Source organism: Photorhabdus sp. RM96S, from assembly GCF_042879335.1.
Lineage (GTDB): Bacteria > Pseudomonadota > Gammaproteobacteria > Enterobacterales > Enterobacteriaceae > Photorhabdus > Photorhabdus kayaii.
The window spans coordinates 98638-117298 of sequence record NZ_JBHFKT010000003.1; the positions used below are offsets into that span (position 1 = coordinate 98638).

Consider the following 18661-nt stretch of genomic DNA (forward strand, 5'->3'; position numbering starts at 1 on the left):
TTACTATGTCATTGATAAATGTATCTGGTGCGTGGTTGTCGTTCAGTGATGCACCATTACTTGATAATGCAGAATTGCATATAGAAGAAAATGAAAGAGTTTGTCTGGTTGGCCGTAACGGTGCTGGAAAATCTACTTTGTTACGGGTATTAGCAAAAGAGCAGCCGTTGGATGATGGTCAGGTTATTTACGAACAGGATCTGGTTGTCGCCCGCTTACAACAAGATCCCCCCCGTAATATAGAAGGGACGGTTTTTGATTTTGTTGCCGAAGGCGTTCAGGAGCAGGCCGAATATATTAAATCTTTTCATCTGGTCTCCCGTTTGGTGGAGCAGGACCCAAATGAGAAAAATCTTAACCGCCTGGCAGAATTGCAGGAGGTGCTGGATATTCGTGGGTTATGGTCACTGGATAGCCGCATTAATGACGTATTGAAACAGCTCTCTTTACCTGCGGAAGCGAAGCTCTCTTCTCTTTCAGGTGGTTGGTTGCGTAAGGCCGCATTGGGAAGGGCGTTGGTTAGTTTGCCAAAAGTCTTGCTTCTTGATGAACCAACTAACCACTTGGATATTGATACGATTGAATGGCTAGAGAATTTCCTGAAAGATTTTCAGGGTAGTCTTGTTTTCATTTCTCATGACCGTTCATTTATTCGCAATATGGCAACCCGTATCGTCGATTTGGATCGGGGTAAGCTCGTATCGTGGCCGGGTAATTACGATAAGTTTCTTGAAGGCAAAGAAGACGCGTTGCGTGTGGAAGAGATGCAAAATGCTGAATTTGATCGTAAGTTGGCTCAGGAAGAAGTGTGGATACGTCAGGGGATTAAAGCGCGTCGTACTCGTAATGAAGGGCGTGTCAGGGCATTGAAGGCATTACGTATTGAGCGTTCACAACGCCGTGAAGTAATGGGAACCGCTAAAATGCAGATGGGAGAAGCGAGTCGTTCCGGCAAAATTGTCTTTGAGTTGGAAAATGTTAACTATCAAATTGGTGAAAGGAAACTGGTCAATAATTTCAGTGTGCAAATTCAGCGTGGGGATAAGATTGCACTGGTAGGACCAAATGGTTGTGGCAAAACAACTTTACTGAAACTGATGTTAGGTGAGCTGCAATCTGAGAGTGGCCGTGTTCATTGTGGTACTAAACTAGAAATTGCTTATTTTGATCAGCATCGGATAGCACTTGATCCGGAAAGAACCGTAATGGATAACCTGGCTGGAGGTAAACAGGAAGTGATGGTGAATGGTCGTCCTCGTCATGTTCTGGGTTATTTGCAGGATTTTCTGTTTCATCCCAAACGAGCAATGACACCGGTTAAAGCGCTTTCTGGTGGTGAAAGGAACCGATTGTTACTAGCGCGTCTATTCCTGAAACCCAGTAATCTGTTGGTACTTGATGAGCCAACCAACGATCTGGATGTAGAAACATTAGAGTTGCTGGAGGAGCTGGTAGACAATTATACAGGTACTGTATTGCTGGTGAGTCATGATCGTCAATTTGTTGATAACTCCGTGACAGAATGTTGGATTTTTGAAGGTAATGGTGCGATCAATAATTATGTTGGTGGTTATTACGATGCTCAGCAACAGCGCGAACAGGTTGTATCGTTGCGCCAGCAAAATAAGAAAAAACTTCAAACGGAAGTTAAAGTAGAAAAGATTAAGGAACCGCCAAAAAATTCTCGTAACAAAATGAGTTACCATTTATTACGAGAGTTAGAGCAATTACCATCATTGTTGGAGAAACTGGAAGAAGAGCTTGATCAGTTACAATCTCAAGTGAGTGATCCTGAATTTTTTAATCAGCCTCATGTAATAACCCAAAAAATATTGACTGAACTGTCTCAAAAAGAGCAAGCATTAGAAGCGGCTTTTGATCGCTGGCAGGAATTGGAAACATTGAAAACAGTTAATAGTTAACATAATTAGCAGAATCATACTGCGAAATTGTTCTGAGTATGATTCTGTGGATATTCCCGATTTCCTTAACAGGGAGAAAGATCTTGTGTTCCGGTAACCATCATCATGAAATGGTATTGTGCCCTCAATGTGATTTGCTGGTGACATTGCCAGAATGGGTTCAGGGAACGAAGGCAGTTTGTCCTCGTTGTAAGACGACATTAGTCACATGGTGGAAAGAACCTAAACATCAGCCAACAGGTTATGCAGTCAGTGCATTATTTATGCTGTTAATGGCTTGCCTGTTTCCATTTGTCAGCATGAGTGTGGCGGGAATTGGCAGTGAAATTACCTTATCTCAAATCCCTCAGGTGATGTTTAATGAAAATTACGTCAGTGTGGGAACATTCTTTTTGCTCTGTGTTCAACTGGTGCCTGCGTTTTGTATGGTAGCGGTTATTCTCTTGTGCCAGGGTGTTGTTACTTCTCAGAAGATAAAAGTCTGGTTGGCCAGGGTCTTATTCCAGATGAAAAGCTGGTGTATGGTTGAAATCTTTCTGGCAGGGGTGTTAGTCAGCTTCGTTAAGTTAATGGCTTATGGTGATATTGGGTTAGGTTTAAGTTTTTTGCCATATTGTCTGTTCTGTCTTCTCCAGGTGAGAGCATTTCAATGTCTGGATCGCCACTGGTTATGGAATCAGATAACCCTCGCACCTAGGGTGAATATACCGTTACAGGCAGGAAGATCGGGGTTAGTGCAGGGTGTTCGATTATGCCAGTGTTGTACGGCTATTTTACCGGCAGACCAATTGGTATGTACACGTTGTTATACTCGTGGGCATGCCCGTCGTCGCAACAGTCTACAATGGACAATGGCACTGATAGTGACAGCTTTAATGCTGTATATTCCTGCTAATATTATGCCAATGATGGTGACAGAATCGTTAGGTAATCGGAGTAACTCCACTATTATGGCTGGAGTGATATTACTATGGAGTGTAGGTTCATACCCGGTCGCTTTAGTCATTTTTATTGCTAGTATTATGGTGCCATCCTTGAAAATGCTGGCAATTAGCTGGTTGTGTTGGGATGCCAAAGGTCACGGTAAACGGGATTCCACCCGAATGCATTTTATTTATGAAGTTGTCGAATTTGTTGGCCGTTGGTCAATGATTGATGTATTTGTTATCGCAATATTGTCATCACTGGTACGTATGGGGAAATTGATGAGTGTCTACCCTGCTATGGGGGCAGTTATTTTTACTTTAGTTGTGATCCTGACTATGTTTGCGGCAATGACATTTGATCCGCGTTTAATTTGGGATAGGGCCAACGTTAAACATTCGTTATAAGGCAATGAAGGGGTGTCAAGGTGACGGATAAAGTTGAAGACCAGAGTCAGGCTAAAATCGATAAAATTAAAAGTTGGTCGCCAGTCTGGATTGTACCGATTGTGACAGTGCTTATAGGTGCTTGGATATTGTTTTACCATTTCAACCACCAAGGGCCGGAAGTGACGTTGATTACCTTCAACGCGGAGGGCATTGAAGCTGGAAAAACTAAAATTAAAAGCCGTAGTGTGGATGTCGGCGTGGTTGAGAGGGTCATGCTGAGTGATGATCTTAGTCAAGTTATTATTAAGGCTCGGCTGAATGATGGCATGGAAAATCTATTGCGTAGTGACAGCGCTTTCTGGGTAGTGAAACCGCAGATTGGCCGTGATGGAATATCTGGTCTTGGTACTCTTCTGTCCGGGGCTTTTATTGAGCTTCAACCGGGAACGAATGGTGATGAAGAAGATGAATTTAATTTGTTGGACTCACCACCATTGGCTTCACCTGATGCAAAAGGTATTCGTGTCATCTTGGTCAGTGATAAAGCGGGTCAGCTCAATCCGGGTGATCCGGTGTTGTTTCGTGGTTATCGGGTTGGTTCTGTTGAAACCAGCGAGTTTGAATCGAAATCTCATCTGATGAGATATCAGCTATTTATTAATGCACCTTATGATGGTTTGTTGACAACCAATGTCCGCTTTTGGAAAGAGAGTGGTATTACCTTTGATATGTCTTCTCAGGGGGTACGTGTTGAAATGGCTTCGTTATCAACGCTGTTTGGTGGTGGTGTCAGTTTTGATGTGCCTAAGGGTTGGGAATTGGGTGAGCCAATTAAAGAAAAAGCCACTTACAAACTTTTTGACAACCAAAGAAGCATTCAGGATTCTTTATATACCGAACATAAAGATTATCTGTTGCTCTTCTCTGATTCTGTTCGAGGGCTACAGCCGGGTGCGCCAGTAGAGTTCCGTGGTATCCGTATGGGGACTGTGGCAAAAGTACCATTCTATTCAGAGGGAATGAGACAGCGGTTAGATAACGATTTTCGTATCCCAGTACTTATCTCCATTGAACCGGAGCGCTTTGAGAAGGAGCTGGGAGAAGGGTTTGATGTTGAGAAAGAGCTGAATAGCATAACTAAACGTGGTCTGCGGGCGTCCCTCAAGTCAGGTAACTTGCTGACAGGGGCACTGTTTATTGATTTGGATTTCTATCCAAATGAAAAAGGGTGGGCCGGCCCGTATGAAATTGCAGGTTATCCGCTATTGCCGACAATCAGTGGTGGCCTTGCTCAAATTCAACATAAGGTTATTGCAGCGTTAGACAAAATTAATAATATGCCGGTTGAGCCAATGTTTAATCAGGCTATTCGCACTTTGGAAGAGAGCCAGAAAGCGATCAGAAAAGCACAACAGACCCTTGATGAATTGAATAAGGTGCTGGCGAATCCTGAAACCAAAGATCTGCCAAAAGATATACAGAAAACATTGCAGGAGTTTAGCCGCAGTATGCAAGGTTTCCAGCCTGGTTCACCGGCTTATAACAAGATGTTGGATAATATGCAGCGATTAGATCAAGTGTTGAGTGAACTGCGACCTGTTCTGAGGACGTTGAATAATAAGAGCAATGCGTTAGTTTTTGAGTCTAAGCCAATTGAAGATCCAGAACCGAAAAAGGCTAAAAAATGATGAGAAGATTGGCATTAATTTTAGTGATTTTTATTTCTGCTTGTAGCCGTCAGCCAGAAAAAACTTACTATCAATTGCCGGTAGTAGCAATAGCATCACAAAAGAGTGCTATTGTGCAGCATGATCGCCAATTATGGGTACAACGGGTTATGTTGTCCGATTATCTGTCCTCCTCCGGTGTGGTGTATCAAAGTAGTGATGTTAGTTATGTCAGTGCGGCGAATCACTTGTGGGCAAGTCCACTTGAACAACAGTTACAGCAAGTGCTGGTAGCTGAGTTAACTATGGCATTGCCTCAGCGTTTAGTTTCTGCTCAACCATTGGTTAATAAGCCAGATACACTAGACGTGACAGTCACCAGTTTTCATGGTCGTTATGATGGTAAGGTGATTTTGCAAGGTTACTGGACATTAACGCATCAGGAGAATGTCGTTAAACAGCCCTTTAATCTGGTGCTAAAACAGCAAGAAGATGGTTACGATGATTTAGTCCGCACATTGGCAAAAGGATGGAGTCAGTTGGCGCAAGCTATTGCCAGTCAATTAATTTCCCAACCGTAACCCTCTGTCATTCTCCGAGTGTAAAACTTTTGCACTCGGAGAAAATTGGTATTATCAATAGGATAAAAATTTCTCTTTATTATTAATACGTTATTGTTTTTTTTGTACTGATATAACAAATATTACATTAATATGAATTTCTTGACTTGATTTTCAAAATTTATAGGGGTATTTCTAAATTGTGGTTGGATAAATGGTGACCACTGTTTTCTTTCTACTGATCTAGCTTATGAGGTAAATAAAAGCATGAAGAGACAGAAACGAGATCGTTTAGCACGAGCATTATCGAGAGGGTACCATGCAGGTATTTTGGGGCGTCCAAGGGAGCATTGTCCCTATTATTCATTAGATGCCCGTTCTCATTGGTTAGGAGGATGGCGTCAGGCGATGGAAGACAGGTCGGTGATGGCTTAGTCTGCCAAACTGATGGTATAGGTTAGGTGAGAAAAACCTCCATTCCTTATCAACGTGATATATATCCCAAATTTAATCTGACAGTGACTGATTGTTTATACAGATATCTGTCAGATTGAATCCTGTGAGTTTTCTCTGTCCAGATTTCCCTTTGGTTGTGACTAAAGTAAAAATGCCCGTGCTGTGTAAATAAGTTTTTTCTAGCGTCAATGGCTTACCAACTATTTGTTAAATTATTAAAGCATCGTGTGATGAAACCTTTGATGTATCGCATGTAATAAATCGGTAAGCATTAGCAATGTCAGGATTACAATTCTTTCATGTTGTTGTGCTGTTATTTGAGAATTCGGTAACATGTGAATGACTGGCCGCTAGGTGACATATCCTATTTAACCTATTCAACATGACGACTGAAATTGCGGCCATTAAGTAATCTACTTGGTAAATACGAGAGAAGATTGTAATTCAATAATTGCAGTCAGATGGGTTTGTTAAACATTTATGATGTAATTCAACCCAAAAGAGACGGCTATATTCTTCAATCCCATCGACTGATATGGTTATAGATTCATGGCTTGTATAGGCTGTTTGAAGCAATGATAATAGCGTCGATCCGCCATTAATCGTGCATACCCACCTAAATCCTTGGATACGGGTAGGAGTCGCTATTTTTCCATAGCAATCCCCATTTGTGTTAGGTGCTTTTAGCATTTCGACGGTACCGTCAATCCTATCGAGTTTTGCAATGGCAGTTGGTGTAAGAGTCAATGCTATGATTGTGAGCAGTATTTTTCTGATGTTCATATAATATTACCTCGGTGTGTTTGTTAATATTAATCATAAATCTTAATTATTATTAATGTTTTACCTGTCATCAGTATGCTTTGGGGAGCTTGTTTGATATATCAGGTCAATTTGATCATAGCACAATTTGCCAATTGTATACTGATTGGTCAGCGACAATTGGGTGTTTGTCATGCAGATATTCAGGTGTGGATTTGTGTTATTTCTAGTCGAGGTAGGTCAAAGTTAGAACTTGATTTGATTTTTTTCTGTATATACTCAATGGATTTCAAGATGGATCGCGACGGCAAGGGAGCGAATCCCCGGGAGCATAGAGAACTATGTGACCGGGGTGAGTGAGTGCAGCCAACAAAGAGGCAACTTGAAAGATGACGGGTATAGATATTGAATCTTATACTCTGAGATATAACCGGAATTACCTTTGAGGGAGAAAAAATAGCACCAAGTATTTTTTTAAGATATTGGTTACTTGGTGGTGTGCTTTTAGTGAAAAAAGGTGAAAAGCAATTAGCCAGTCACCTTCCTTTTCGATATGTTACTGATTATTGATTAGAAAGCGCTGGTATCTTTAAACAAGCCTACTTTCAAATCCGTTGCCGTATAGATGATTTTTCCATCTACTAACACTTCACCATCAGCCAGTCCCATAATCAATTTACGGTTAATGACACGTTTAAAGTTGATACGGTAGGTGACTTTTTTAGCCGTTGGTAATACTTGGCCGGTGAACTTAACTTCGCCAACGCCAAGGGCACGGCCTTTACCTTCACCACCTAACCAGCCAAGGAAGAATCCAACCAATTGCCACATGGCATCAAGGCCAAGGCAGCCGGGCATTACCGGGTCATTAATAAAATGGCAGTCGAAAAACCATAAATCAGGGGTAATATCCAGCTCGGCTTCTATGTAACCTTTATCGTAGGTACCGCCGTTTTCTGTCATTTCAATGATGCGATCCATCATTAGCATATTACCAGATGGTAATGGCGGCCCATTTTCTCCGAACAGCTCACTGCGTCCAGATGCGATAAGATCTTCTTTTGTGTAGGATTTACGTTTATCAACCATATTATCAGATAGCCTTATATTTAATGTAGGGTAAATAATAGAGTACACTTGTACGCTGAACAACTCCGATCAGACATTGTGAATTAACCCAACCAGCGAAGAAACCACGGGAATTTAGGTCGTTCCTGATTATTCGCCTGTGTTATACGTTCTTGTATCATAGCTAACAAGTGTGTTTCTTGTTGATCATAATAAGGGATACCTGTCAATAAAGGCAGCGCTTCAGAAACATGTTTTACTGACCATAAATGAAATTTTTGCGCTTTTACCGCATCTACAATGGCTTGATTAAGACATAAATGATGGATGTTCGCTGCGGGTAGGATGACTCCCTGTTGACCAGTTAGCCCTCTGCGGTGGCATACTTCAAAGAAACCTTCGATTTTTTCGTTAATACCACCGATGGGTTGAACATAACCAAATTGATCTACTGCACCTGTGACGGCCAGTTGTTGATCAATGGGTTGCAGGGAAAGAGCACTTATCAATGCGCATAATTCGGCAAGAGAAGCGCTGTCGCCGTCAACTTCACCATAGGACTGTTCAAATACAATAGATGCAGAGAAAGGTTGTGGTTGATCCAATTTTAGCTCGGAAATTAAAAATGCTTGCATAATCATCATGCCTTTCGCATGGATATTGCCACCTAACTCAACTTTGCGTTCAACATCAACAAATTCCCCATCTCCCATATGGGCCACGCAAGTGATACGGGATGGCTCTCCTACTGGATCAGGATGGCCGGGATACTCTAGCACAGATAATCCATTAATTTGGCCAATGACCATGCCTTGGGTGCGGATAAGAATCTGGCCTTTGTGAATTTCCTCTAAACTACGTTCAGGCAGATAATTGTGACGCCAGCGGCGATTTTCCTCTGCTTGTTTAATTGATTGAGCTGTAATCTGATTTTCTTGCTGATAGAGTGCCGCAGTAGTCAGTTGCCGTTGTAGCCAGAGAATATCTAAAGGCAGGAGGTGTTGATCTTCTACATGGCGGATTGCTTGTTGGACAAGCTCAGGCCAAGCATTGTGACTCAATGGAGGTAATTGCCATTGTTGAATGAGTCCATTGATATAATCGCACCACAGGCTTAAATCCTGCTCATTATGAAATGGCATATCCAGCTCAAATTCGCCATATAGAGCGCTTTTTGTTAATTCAGGTTCTGTAGCCTGAAACTCTTCAAGGCTTAGACGATCTCCAACCAGGATCAGACGTAGCTTTAATGGCATAGAAGGGATAGGTAATGGTAACGGTTTGTTGCTATCCGGAGACAACCATTCAAAGCGTTGCTGAATAATCATCTGTTTCAGGCGAACCCACATTAAGGGCTGAGACAGTAGGGTACGTAACGGTAGAATAAGTACACCGCCATTTACCTGATGAATCAGACCGGGTTGTAAGTGAATTTCTCCGTTGTGAGAATGGAAGCAGCCAAATAGTTGCTCTGCTTCTATCCATTCACGATAGGCGACGCGTAACTCAGGTGTGAAATGGCCTGCTGTTGATGGTTGCCAGCTAATTTTCTGTTGCTGTATGTGATAATTGCCACCAATTTGGGGAAGCTCTTTCGTGAGTAATGGACGGATAGACTCAGCTAATGCTGACAAATAAATATCACATTCTTCGGCTTTCAATAGCATAAAAGGCTGGCGGGAATCCATCCGGCAAAAAAGCTGTAAACCACTATGTAGCCGTGATTGAACGGCTTCCATACTGGCAGACGCCTGTTGGGAAGCAGAATGAAAAAGCGCATCATAAGGAACGCAATTCGGCAGTAATGCCTGCCAGTCTAGTTTGTTAGTGGTCAAAGTGATCGCTGTATGTTGTAAAGTAGGAAAGCGTCGATTATACAAGATTAAGATATAAACCAACATGCTTGAATGTTTGCTATTGCAGACACTTTATGTAAAAAATAATTTTTTCAAAAAACAGATATTAATCAGTTTGGCTATAAGCAATTTACTAAAATAGTTGTTATGCTTATTTTTAGTTACGCTGTCACTGAGAAAGTAAGATGAAATATCAACAACTGGAAAATTTGGAATGTGGCTGGAAGTGGGCTTATCTGATGAAAAAACATCAAGAAGGCGAGCCAATTACTAGATATATTGAAAACAGTGCAGCTCATGCAGCCGTTGATAAACTCATTGAACTTGAGAGTGAACCGGTAAGGGTACTGAAATGGATTGAGCAGCATATGAATCCTGATTTATCCAACCGGATGAAACAAACTATCCGCGCTCGGCGTAAACGGCATTTTAATGCGGAACATCAACATACTCGCAAGAAATCCATCGACTTAGATTTTCCTGTGTGGCATCGCTTATCTGCACTTTCTCAGCGACGGGGTAATACACTGTCTGAAACTATTATCCAGTTAATTGAAGATGCTGAGCGGGAAGAAAAGTATGCCAATCAGATGTCCAGCTTGAAACACGACTTGGAAGCTATTCTGGGTAAGAAAGAGTAATTTCAGTTGTGATAGGCTGGTATCGCAACAAGCTCTTTTAATAAGTTTGATATAAAATTTCACTATCGGTAAAAGAAAACCCCATCTGACAATGGGGCTTTCTGAGCTTTTGATGATTAATTATAACCAAGAAAGGCTATTATTGAGCAGATTGTGCTTGAGTAACAACCTCTTTAGTACCTTGAATTTCGATCTCTACACGACGATCTGGCGCCAGGCAGTTGATTAGGTTAGGTTTGCGAACCTTATCACAAGTAGAACCAGTGACAGGGTTTGCTTTACCGTGGCCTTCCGCGCTGATGCTGCCGGCAGGGATACCTTTAGATACCAGATAGTCAACTACGCTTTGAGCGCGTTTTTGAGACAGCTTCTGATTGTAAACATCTTTACCGATACGGTCAGTGTAGCCTAAAACCAGTACCTTGCCCTGATTTGGGTCGATATTTGCTAACTCAGTATAGAGTTGATCCAGATTGTGCTTACCTTCGGCTTTCAGCTCAGAACTTGCAAATTCGAACAGCACATCAGAACGCAGGGTAAAACGTTTATTTTCAACAACGGGGGTTGGAGCTGGTGTTGGAGCAACAATCGGAGCTGGAGCAACAATTGGGGCTGCTGCTTCATCTTGGCCGAAGCGGTAAGAAACACCTACGCTCAACAGACCGTTATCAGGACGTGCACCTACTGAACCTGCATCCCCGATATTGTTAACCCACTGGTAATCCAGACGAGTAGCCCAGTCTTTAGTTATTGCATACTCAACACCGATAGCTGCCAGTGGAGAAACACCGGTGTCATGATTTTTCAGATGAGTATTGGTTACGCTGTAAGTTGCTTTGGAATCTGCCCGCCAAACCATACCACCCAGGCGAGTATAGATATCCAAGTCATCCATAATTGGATAGCTCAGTTTGGTTGCCATTTGGAAACCGTGGGCTTTGAAGGCACCATTATTGACGCTGCCTTTGTAAGGCATACGACCTAGCCAGTCGTAACCTATTTCAAAACCTAGGTACGGATTGGCTTGATAACCTAAGAAAGCACCCGTACCCAATTGGTTTTTGTGAGTAGGGCCATTACCGATTGCACTGGTATAATCGTTACCGTAGAAATTCACGTCATGGTATTGGGACCAACCCAACTTACCACCGGTATACCAAGTGTTGTCTTTTGGAGCTGCTTGCGTTGCAGTTGTGAAAGCGGCCACTGCCACTGCTACCGCGATAGCTATCTTTTTCATTTTAACGCCTCGTTATTATCATCACCCAATAGGCAATTGGCTTTGGGAGCCTTTTTACTTACTGCCTACCCCATTAGGCTATTTCATTTGCCATTCTTTGTAATAAAAGCGAACACTGAGTTGTGTTCAAATTCTTCGGTACCGTTATTGTGTGTACACTTTGAATTTTACGCGTTTCCGTGTTCACTATTTATCCATAAGAATGGCCTGCACTAATTTAATATCTACTAAGATAGGCTGTTGAGCCATATTGATTAAAAAACTCAGTTAGGAATACTGCACTTTCATAAAACCGATGGACTAAAACAATACAAGGGTACTAAGTGCAGTAACCTTTAATGGTGTAAAGTCTACAACGAAGTTAAAAAGTTACAAGTGCCCCTTGATTAATAGAGTAAAAAATTTAAAAGATAATGCATGATTTCAAAAAAACTTTACTATTCTTTACAACTAATCTTACCTTAATTAATTGATTTTAATTGTGATCAGGGGTTCTTGGTCTGAATTGGTTATTTTGTGTTATGAATATTGCGATAATGCTTGGTTTTAGTCAATGGTAGTGAATGGAGTGGATTTTTAGTAAATTTGATCGCGATTCAGCATGGTTGGTTTCTTTACTTACATCTTGTGGGCGCATAATAAAGCCCAGAGCATTACCTTTTTGTGCCGCCGCCTGTAATCTTACGGTATCTTTTTCCGATAACTTTGGTAGCCAGCCAAGTACCACGCTGTAATTACCACTCGCCAATGCTCTTTCCATTGCCTCTACCGTTGTAATGGAGCTAATGCGATTTAATTGGATAATCTTATCTAAAGGTAATCCAGAGTTAATTAACCATTGGCGGCTCAGTTTTTTATGTGGACTAACCCATAGCAACCAGCGGGCTTCATTTCCTGATTGGCGTAACAAAGGTAGCAATATACGATTAATGACCGCTTGGCTATCGCTATATTGGTTATCACTATAAATCAATTCACTCACTATACCCGTCATCTTTCAAGTTGCCTCTTTGTTGGCTGCACTCACTCACCCCGGTCACATCGTTATCTATGCTCCCGGGGATTCGCTCCCTTGCCGCCGCGATGCATCTTGAAATCCATAGGGTATAGAAGGGTAAACCCAGGGTGATTGAATGCCCATAATGAACCTCGCCACAATTAACTGTATTAATATACAGTATCTTCATACCAAGCTAAGATCAAGTCTATTTTTTCAAAGAGCTTCGCAAATATTGACTGTAAATGGCTGTAAACTCATTTAACCATTGGCAGATAAAATTGGATTGCGTATGTTTTTAATTGCTTGTTCCTGTTATTTATTTTACTAGTAATTGGGACAAATCTATGGATAAGAGATTTATTTGCACAAAACTCATGGAGTGATCTGTATGTTTTTGTCTGAGGTACGTTTTACTCAACTCAAAAATGGTTTTTCTTCGTTTGGGGCATTGACAAGGAAGCCACAGTTTGGTGGTTACAGCCTGTTAGCTGATGGGATTATGTTCGCTATTATTGCTGATGGAGAATTATATTTAAGGGGAAATGGCCATGCTGAAGTATTATTTAAAGCCAGAGGAATGAAAAACTATATTTACTCGAAAAAAGGAGTGCCTGTAACTTTGCGTTATTATCAAGTTGTTGAGTCACTTTGGCAAGATCAAGAGTTGTTATCTCAATATGCGTATTTGGCTTATCATTACTCATTTATTGAAATGGTGGGTAAAAAGAAGATGCCAGAGCGTTTGAAGGATTTACCTAATCTTGGAATGTCTTTGGAACGTCAGTTATGGAAAGTCGGAATATGTAAAGTTGAAGATTTGCGGTTGTTAGGTGCGAAAGCCAGTTATTTAAAATTGCATCAATATAAAAGAAATTCTAATGTTAGTTTATTGCTTGCTTTGGCTGGTGCAATTGAAGGATGTCATTCAGCCGTTTTACCGGTACAGATTCGTAATGATTTATTACGCTGGCACAAGGAATTGGCTTGTTAGATCTTTATCGTGAACAGCTAAAGAAAGGGGCAGTCAACTGCCCCAGTATGTCAATCTGGTTATATTTAATTAATTTTTTTAATGATACTGGCGATTTTAGGTAGCAATGCTATTAATAAACTGATTTGTTGCAATACCAGTTGTTCTTTACTATTTCTTTCTGCCGGCGCTTGCTCAATTCTTTTCACTATGTTGACAGGTATTTGCTTAATTCTATCATCGTCTATTAATATCGATTTTAATGCTGTATCGACATAACAAACAGCATCATTAAGAATATCCAAAATAGCTTTATTATCCAATTTATCTCGATGTGCTCCCAGCGCAGAGATGTAACTTAGCATGGTGTGATTTAGGCACAATAGCTGGAATGCTTTTTCTTGAGAAGTCTGGTCACTTTTCGGCTCGGCAGACATGTTTGAAATAACGGATACCAGTTCTGCATCACTATTATGGGCATCACGGCGGGCAATTCGATAGGTCAATCCATTATCTTTTCCCTGATAATATTGAACTAAAATGGCATCAAGGTAGCGACAGTTGGTATTCATCGTCCGGTTTATCACTTGTGATAACTGGCGGAATTTCCAGTCTGGCCAAATGAAATTTACGGCTAACCAGGCGCTACCACAACCGATTAATGTGTCAATAATTCTTGGTAATGCGACTTCAAAGCCTTCATCTAATAAATTGAAGCATAATAATACCAGTAATGTGATAAACAGGGTTGCATGTGCATATTGGGTGTTACGGAAGACGAAGAACAATACACCAGAAATGACAATTAACACCAGTTGCCCCTCAATAGATGGCACAAAGTAAAGGATTGGTAAGCCAATCAATACCCCGGCAACGGTTCCTATTATTCTCAGTATCAAACGGCGGTGAGTAGCGCTGTAGTTGGGTTGGCAAACGAATAGACTAGTTAGTAAAATCCAATACCCATGTTGTAAATCCAACAACTGGATCATGGTGTAGCCACTACATAGCAGAACAGACATACGGATTGCATGGCGGAACAGGGCTGATTTTGGGGTTAGATGGCGGTCGAGTCTTAGACAAATATCACGCCAGCCAGTTAAAGTTTCGTCAGATAGTTGAGTCTCATCTTCTCTGTCTTTGGAAAGATTATATCGTCCAGAACTCATGCTTGCTAATTGTGCATCAATCGCGCGCAGGTTTTTCAGCAAATTATATAAGGCGGTAATCTTGAGGTTATGTTTCTGTTGCTTACTGAGTTGTTGTAGGGAACTTTCCAAATAGTTAAATGCACGTTCAATACGTGGATTGTGCTGGTATGGTTTATGCCAAAGTATCGATTGAGCAATCTGTTCACATACATGGGCTTGTATAGAGAGAAGACGTTGAAAACGGAACAGAATATCGCTGTAACGGAAAATATGTAGTAGGCTCTGATATTGCACATGAGATGAACTTGCCCGTTCGTGAATATCTTGTGCAACAAAGTAATAATGCAGAGTGTGGTGAGTTCCGCGTTGGCGGCTATCGCCTTTCAGACGGGTCAGTAGGGAGGTTTTGGCTTGATTTAGCGTGTTAACTAAGACACTGTTTGCCATTGCCACATTAATGACGGATTGCTGATATCCTTCTTCTATTATATCGGGATCAAACAGATTAGCTTTAGCGTCAAGGTAAACTGCGAGTTGTTGGTAACAACGTGCTAGATTGTCTTGTAATGGGCGAATAGGGAACAGTAAATGGCCCGTTAGAGTTAGCAGGTTATACCAGATTGCACCTGTCAGCAGTAATAGGGGTTGTTGATACCATAGTGGGAAAATAGACGAGCCAAGCATGGTATAAATTGCGATCAGCAACGCACCAAATGCAATAGTGGCATAACGTTGTCCGAGGGCTCCCAGTAAGATAAAACTGCAAGTGGATAACGCCAGTCCAATGGTAAAAAGCCAGGGATAAGGGAACAGTAATTCAATAGAGGCTGAAGCGATAAAGAAAGAAATCAGCGTGATCACTAGATTACGTAAACGTCCAGTTAGACGATCATCAAGATCAGCGAGTGCTGCGGCAACAACGCCCAAGGTCAATGAGATAGTTATTTTAGGCTCTTTATTCAGAAGCCAAGGCACTAGTGTTGTTCCAGCCAAGGCGATTAGGATACGGTTATAGTAGAGAAAATGACTGTTATAAAGAAAACGGCGCAGACCGGAGAAAACAGTTAGCACAAGATACCTCTGAGGTAATAATAACGGCCATAAATAACTATACCCTACGGATTTCAAGATGCATCGCGACGGCAAGGGAGCGAATCCCTGGGAGCATAGGTAACTATGTGACCGGGGTGAGTGAGTGCCGCCAACAAAGAGGCGACTTGAAAGATAACGGGTATATTATGATAAAAGGTTTATTGGTGATAAAAAACTCTTATAAGACATAATTCAACTATTTTTTAGGTACGGCGCTCGATAATGGAACTTAAAGCAACACAAATTGGTCAACGCCTTGCTCAGCATCCTTATAATCGGGTGCGCTTGCTGAATGCAGGTATTGAAGTCAGTGGTGAAAAGCATCAATACCTGATCCCATTTAACCAGTTAATTAATATTCAGTGTAAACGGGGTATCATCTGGGGTGAGTTAGAGTTTGAGCTATCCGATGGAAAAGCGGTTCGCCTTCATGGTACTGAATGGCAGCAAACTCAGCGTTTTTACCATTATCTGCTTGGTGAATGGCAGAAATGGAGTCAGGAAATGAGTGATATTAGTGCTAATGTACTGACAGCTCAGGTTAGTGAAATCAACAGAATTGGACAACAGAATCGCTGGTTGAAAAAAGCTGATTTGTTCCAATTACAACAACAAATTCAAGCAACATTTCAGGCTTTACCGTTGCCATTACAACGTCTGGAACAATTTGATCATTGCCGGGATGGGTATCAAATTTGTTTGCGTTGGCTTGAGAATGGCGAAAAGTGCGTTGAAAAAATCAATCTGCAATGGACAGAACGTATGTTGGAGCAACACCGTGACTTTTTTCAGCGGGTAGAAACATCTCCTTTAAACCGTTCTCAGAGTCTGGCTGTTATTAATGGTGAAAATTCAGTTCTGGTTCTTGCTGGCGCGGGTAGTGGAAAAACATCGGTGTTAGTAGCGAGAGCGGGTTGGTTATTACTTCTCCAACAGGCGATTCCCGAACAGATATTATTGTTAGCCTTTAGTCATCAAGCCGTAAATGAGATGAATGAAAGGATTCAGACGCGTCTTGGTGTGAATGAGATTAAAGTAAAAACGTTTCATACTTTGGCGTTGCATATCATTCAGCAAGGGAGTAATAAAGCGCCAAAAATCAGCGTGTTGGAAACAGATGGACAAAAAAGAAAAGATTTTCTGATTAAACACTGGCAACAACAATGCAGCGAGAAGAAAGCACAGGCCAAAGGTTGGCGGGAATGGCTGACAGAGGAGTTGAAATGGGAAGTGCCGGAAGGTGAATTTTGGCACGATAAACAGCTTGTTAACCGTTTGTCAGATCGGCTTGAGCGTTGGTTGGGGTTGATGCGTATACATGGTGGTAGTCAGAAAGCAATGATAGAGCAAGTTCAGGAAGAGTACCTGGATCGGTTTCAAAAATGTATTCGCCTGATGGGGCCTTTATTAAAAGCGTGGAAATCTGAATTGAAAACAGAAGGTGCTGTTGATTACTCAGGGTTAATCCATCAGGCTGTAAATATTCTGGATAAAGGGCGGTTTATCAGCCCGTGGAAGCATATTCTGGTCGATGAGCTTCAGGATATTTCACCATTAGGGGCCAAATTGCTCACTGCAATGCGAACCCAAAATAGCCAAAGCTGTCTGTTTGCCGTAGGGGATGACTGGCAGGCAATTTATCGTTTCAGTGGCGCGGAGCTGATGTTGACTACCGCATTTGCTAATTATTTTGGCAAAGGTGCTGAATGTGTACTGGATATCTCTTATCGGTTTAATGATAGGATTGGTGAGATTGCTAACGCGTTTGTGCAACAAAATCCGAATCAGTTAAGGAAGTCACTAAATGGTTTGACTAAAGGTAATAAAAAATCAATTGTTATCTTGCCAGAAGACCAGCTTGAACCTTTATTGAATAAAATGAGTGGCTATGTCACTGAGCAGGAAACGATTTTATTGCTGGCGCGTTATCACTATTTGAAACCTGAATTACTGAAAAAAGCAGCAACTCGCTGGCCTAAATTGAAAATAGAGTTTATGACTATCCATGCATCCAAAGGACAACAAGCGGATTATGTGATTATTCTTGGTCTGCATCAGGGGCAAGATGGTTTTCCTGCACCAGCAAGAGAATCTGTGATGGAGTGGGTTTTATTGCCACAGCCAGAAGATTTTTCGGATGCGGAGGAGCGTCGCCTTTTGTATGTTGCATTAACACGGGCGAAGAAGCAGGTATGGTTGATGCAAGACAAGAAGAATCCATCGGTGTTTGTACGTCAGTTAGAGCAGCTAAGTGTGCCTGTTCAACGTAAACCTTGAGATTTTGCGTTGGCTGAAATATTCAGTGCCATCATGGGATACCTTTCCTGGAAATCCCACTCTGTTTTTTCTAAGGATCTGACGTGGAGAGAGCACGTAGTTACAGGTATATATTATAAAGACTTATTTCAGACGTTCATTCAGGTAATGTTGATAATCAGGCACTTGAATATCTACTGAGTCAGAAAATAGAGGAGAACTAACAATAAAATCCGCAGACGCTAGATTAGTTGCAACAGGGATATTCCATACTGTAGCAAGGCGTAGAAGTGCTTTTACATCAGGATCATGAGGCACGGAATTAAGTGGATCCCAGAAAAATATCAACACATCAATTTTCCCTTTTGAGATTAGAGAACCAATTTGTTGATCTCCACCCATTGGACCACTAAGCATATTGGTAACAGATAATCCGGTTTCGTTCTGAATCAGATTACCGGTTGTGCCGGTAGCGTATAAATGGTGTTTCTTGAGTAAACTTTTATGTTTTTTGGACCAGGCTAGCAGCGAAGTTTTACAGTGGTCATGTGCAATAAGCGCTATATTTTTATAGGGAGACAGCGTACGGGTTGTTAATTCCATGCAGATACCTTTGATAATCGTTATTGTGTTTTCGATCGTAGTGAGTTCAATTGATAACAACGTTTATCATATACATTGCAATAAATAAACAAAGTAAAAATATC

16 protein-coding genes are annotated in these 18661 nt (G+C 41.4%); 8 read left to right on the forward strand and 8 right to left on the reverse strand.

Annotated elements, in window-relative coordinates:
• The first annotated feature begins 5 nt into the window (after nucleotides 1-5).
• The 5 genes from ACGF49_RS02620 to rmf all read left to right on the forward strand — a co-directional run bounded on the left by ACGF49_RS02620 (nucleotide 6) and on the right by rmf (nucleotide 5897).
• Nucleotides 6-1922 carry an ABC transporter ATP-binding protein gene (locus ACGF49_RS02620; protein ID WP_113043240.1) on the forward strand — a complete coding sequence of 639 codons (1917 nt, stop codon included), beginning with the start codon at nucleotides 6-8 and terminating at the stop codon, nucleotides 1920-1922.
• Between the two features lie 83 nt (nucleotides 1923-2005).
• On the forward strand, nucleotides 2006-3253 hold the full coding sequence (gene pqiA / locus ACGF49_RS02625; RefSeq protein WP_113043241.1) for a membrane integrity-associated transporter subunit PqiA: 1248 nt from the start codon (nucleotides 2006-2008) through the stop codon (nucleotides 3251-3253).
• 20 nt (nucleotides 3254-3273) lie between these two features.
• On the forward strand, nucleotides 3274-4923 hold the full coding sequence (gene pqiB, locus ACGF49_RS02630) for an intermembrane transport protein PqiB (protein ID WP_113043242.1): 1650 nt from the start codon (nucleotides 3274-3276) through the stop codon (nucleotides 4921-4923).
• The gene (gene pqiC / locus ACGF49_RS02635; protein ID WP_191214914.1) at nucleotides 4920-5483 is read left to right on the forward strand and encodes a membrane integrity-associated transporter subunit PqiC; all 564 of its coding nucleotides are present in this window, start codon (nucleotides 4920-4922) and stop codon (nucleotides 5481-5483) included. Before pqiB ends, pqiC begins: the two co-directional genes overlap by 4 nt.
• A gap of 246 nt (nucleotides 5484-5729) precedes the next feature.
• Nucleotides 5730-5897, forward strand: coding sequence for a ribosome modulation factor (rmf, locus tag ACGF49_RS02640; RefSeq protein WP_387489500.1), 168 nt, complete (start codon nucleotides 5730-5732; stop codon nucleotides 5895-5897).
• A 465-nt stretch (nucleotides 5898-6362) separates the two neighbouring features.
• Here the strand turns inward: rmf and ACGF49_RS02645 are convergent, their stop codons facing one another.
• The 3 genes from ACGF49_RS02645 to ACGF49_RS02655 form a co-directional block, all read right to left on the reverse strand.
• Nucleotides 6363-6701, reverse strand: a complete 339-nt coding sequence (locus ACGF49_RS02645) for a hypothetical protein (RefSeq protein ID WP_113043243.1) — start codon at nucleotides 6699-6701, stop codon at nucleotides 6363-6365.
• 549 nt (nucleotides 6702-7250) lie between these two features.
• The gene (fabA, locus tag ACGF49_RS02650) at nucleotides 7251-7769 is read right to left on the reverse strand and encodes a bifunctional 3-hydroxydecanoyl-ACP dehydratase/trans-2-decenoyl-ACP isomerase (protein ID WP_065390704.1); all 519 of its coding nucleotides are present in this window, start codon (nucleotides 7767-7769) and stop codon (nucleotides 7251-7253) included.
• Between the two features lie 83 nt (nucleotides 7770-7852).
• The gene (locus ACGF49_RS02655) at nucleotides 7853-9583 is read right to left on the reverse strand and encodes a Lon protease family protein (RefSeq protein ID WP_113043259.1); all 1731 of its coding nucleotides are present in this window, start codon (nucleotides 9581-9583) and stop codon (nucleotides 7853-7855) included.
• Nucleotides 9584-9789: 206 nt separating this feature from the next.
• Between ACGF49_RS02655 and matP the strand changes: the two genes are divergently transcribed.
• A complete protein-coding gene (matP, locus tag ACGF49_RS02660) occupies nucleotides 9790-10245 on the forward strand; it encodes a macrodomain Ter protein MatP (protein WP_113043245.1) in 456 nt (151 codons plus the stop codon).
• Nucleotides 10246-10384: 139 nt separating this feature from the next.
• Here matP and ompA read toward each other — a convergent pair whose 3' ends face one another.
• The 3 genes from ompA to ACGF49_RS02675 all read right to left on the reverse strand — a co-directional run bounded on the left by ompA (nucleotide 10385) and on the right by ACGF49_RS02675 (nucleotide 12672).
• Nucleotides 10385-11485, reverse strand: a complete 1101-nt coding sequence (gene ompA / locus ACGF49_RS02665; RefSeq protein WP_387489503.1) for a porin OmpA — start codon at nucleotides 11483-11485, stop codon at nucleotides 10385-10387.
• Between the two features lie 550 nt (nucleotides 11486-12035).
• Nucleotides 12036-12479: an SOS-induced cell division inhibitor SulA gene (gene sulA, locus ACGF49_RS02670; protein ID WP_113043247.1), complete on the reverse strand. Its 444-nt coding sequence runs from the start codon at nucleotides 12477-12479 to the stop codon at nucleotides 12036-12038.
• Nucleotides 12460-12672 (reverse strand): hypothetical protein, encoded by a 213-nt coding sequence (locus tag ACGF49_RS02675; RefSeq protein WP_228899387.1) that lies wholly within the window; start codon nucleotides 12670-12672, stop codon nucleotides 12460-12462. The genes sulA and ACGF49_RS02675 overlap by 20 nt, the downstream gene beginning before the upstream one ends.
• Nucleotides 12673-12873: 201 nt before the next feature.
• Between ACGF49_RS02675 and ACGF49_RS02680 the strand changes: the two genes are divergently transcribed.
• On the forward strand, nucleotides 12874-13476 hold the full coding sequence (locus ACGF49_RS02680; RefSeq protein WP_113043248.1) for a TfoX/Sxy family DNA transformation protein: 603 nt from the start codon (nucleotides 12874-12876) through the stop codon (nucleotides 13474-13476).
• A 65-nt stretch (nucleotides 13477-13541) separates the two neighbouring features.
• On the opposite strand, the gene yccS is transcribed toward ACGF49_RS02680, so the two are convergent.
• Complete coding sequence (gene yccS / locus ACGF49_RS02685; protein ID WP_113043249.1) at nucleotides 13542-15677, reverse strand: YccS family putative transporter; 2136 nt, start codon at nucleotides 15675-15677, stop codon at nucleotides 13542-13544.
• Nucleotides 15678-15920: 243 nt separating this feature from the next.
• Between yccS and helD the strand changes: the two genes are divergently transcribed.
• Nucleotides 15921-17975: a DNA helicase IV gene (gene helD / locus ACGF49_RS02690; protein ID WP_228899389.1), complete on the forward strand. Its 2055-nt coding sequence runs from the start codon at nucleotides 15921-15923 to the stop codon at nucleotides 17973-17975.
• Between the two features lie 123 nt (nucleotides 17976-18098).
• On the opposite strand, the gene mgsA is transcribed toward helD, so the two are convergent.
• The gene (gene mgsA, locus ACGF49_RS02695) at nucleotides 18099-18557 is read right to left on the reverse strand and encodes a methylglyoxal synthase (protein ID WP_113043251.1); all 459 of its coding nucleotides are present in this window, start codon (nucleotides 18555-18557) and stop codon (nucleotides 18099-18101) included.
• Nucleotides 18558-18661: the final 104 nt, after the last annotated feature.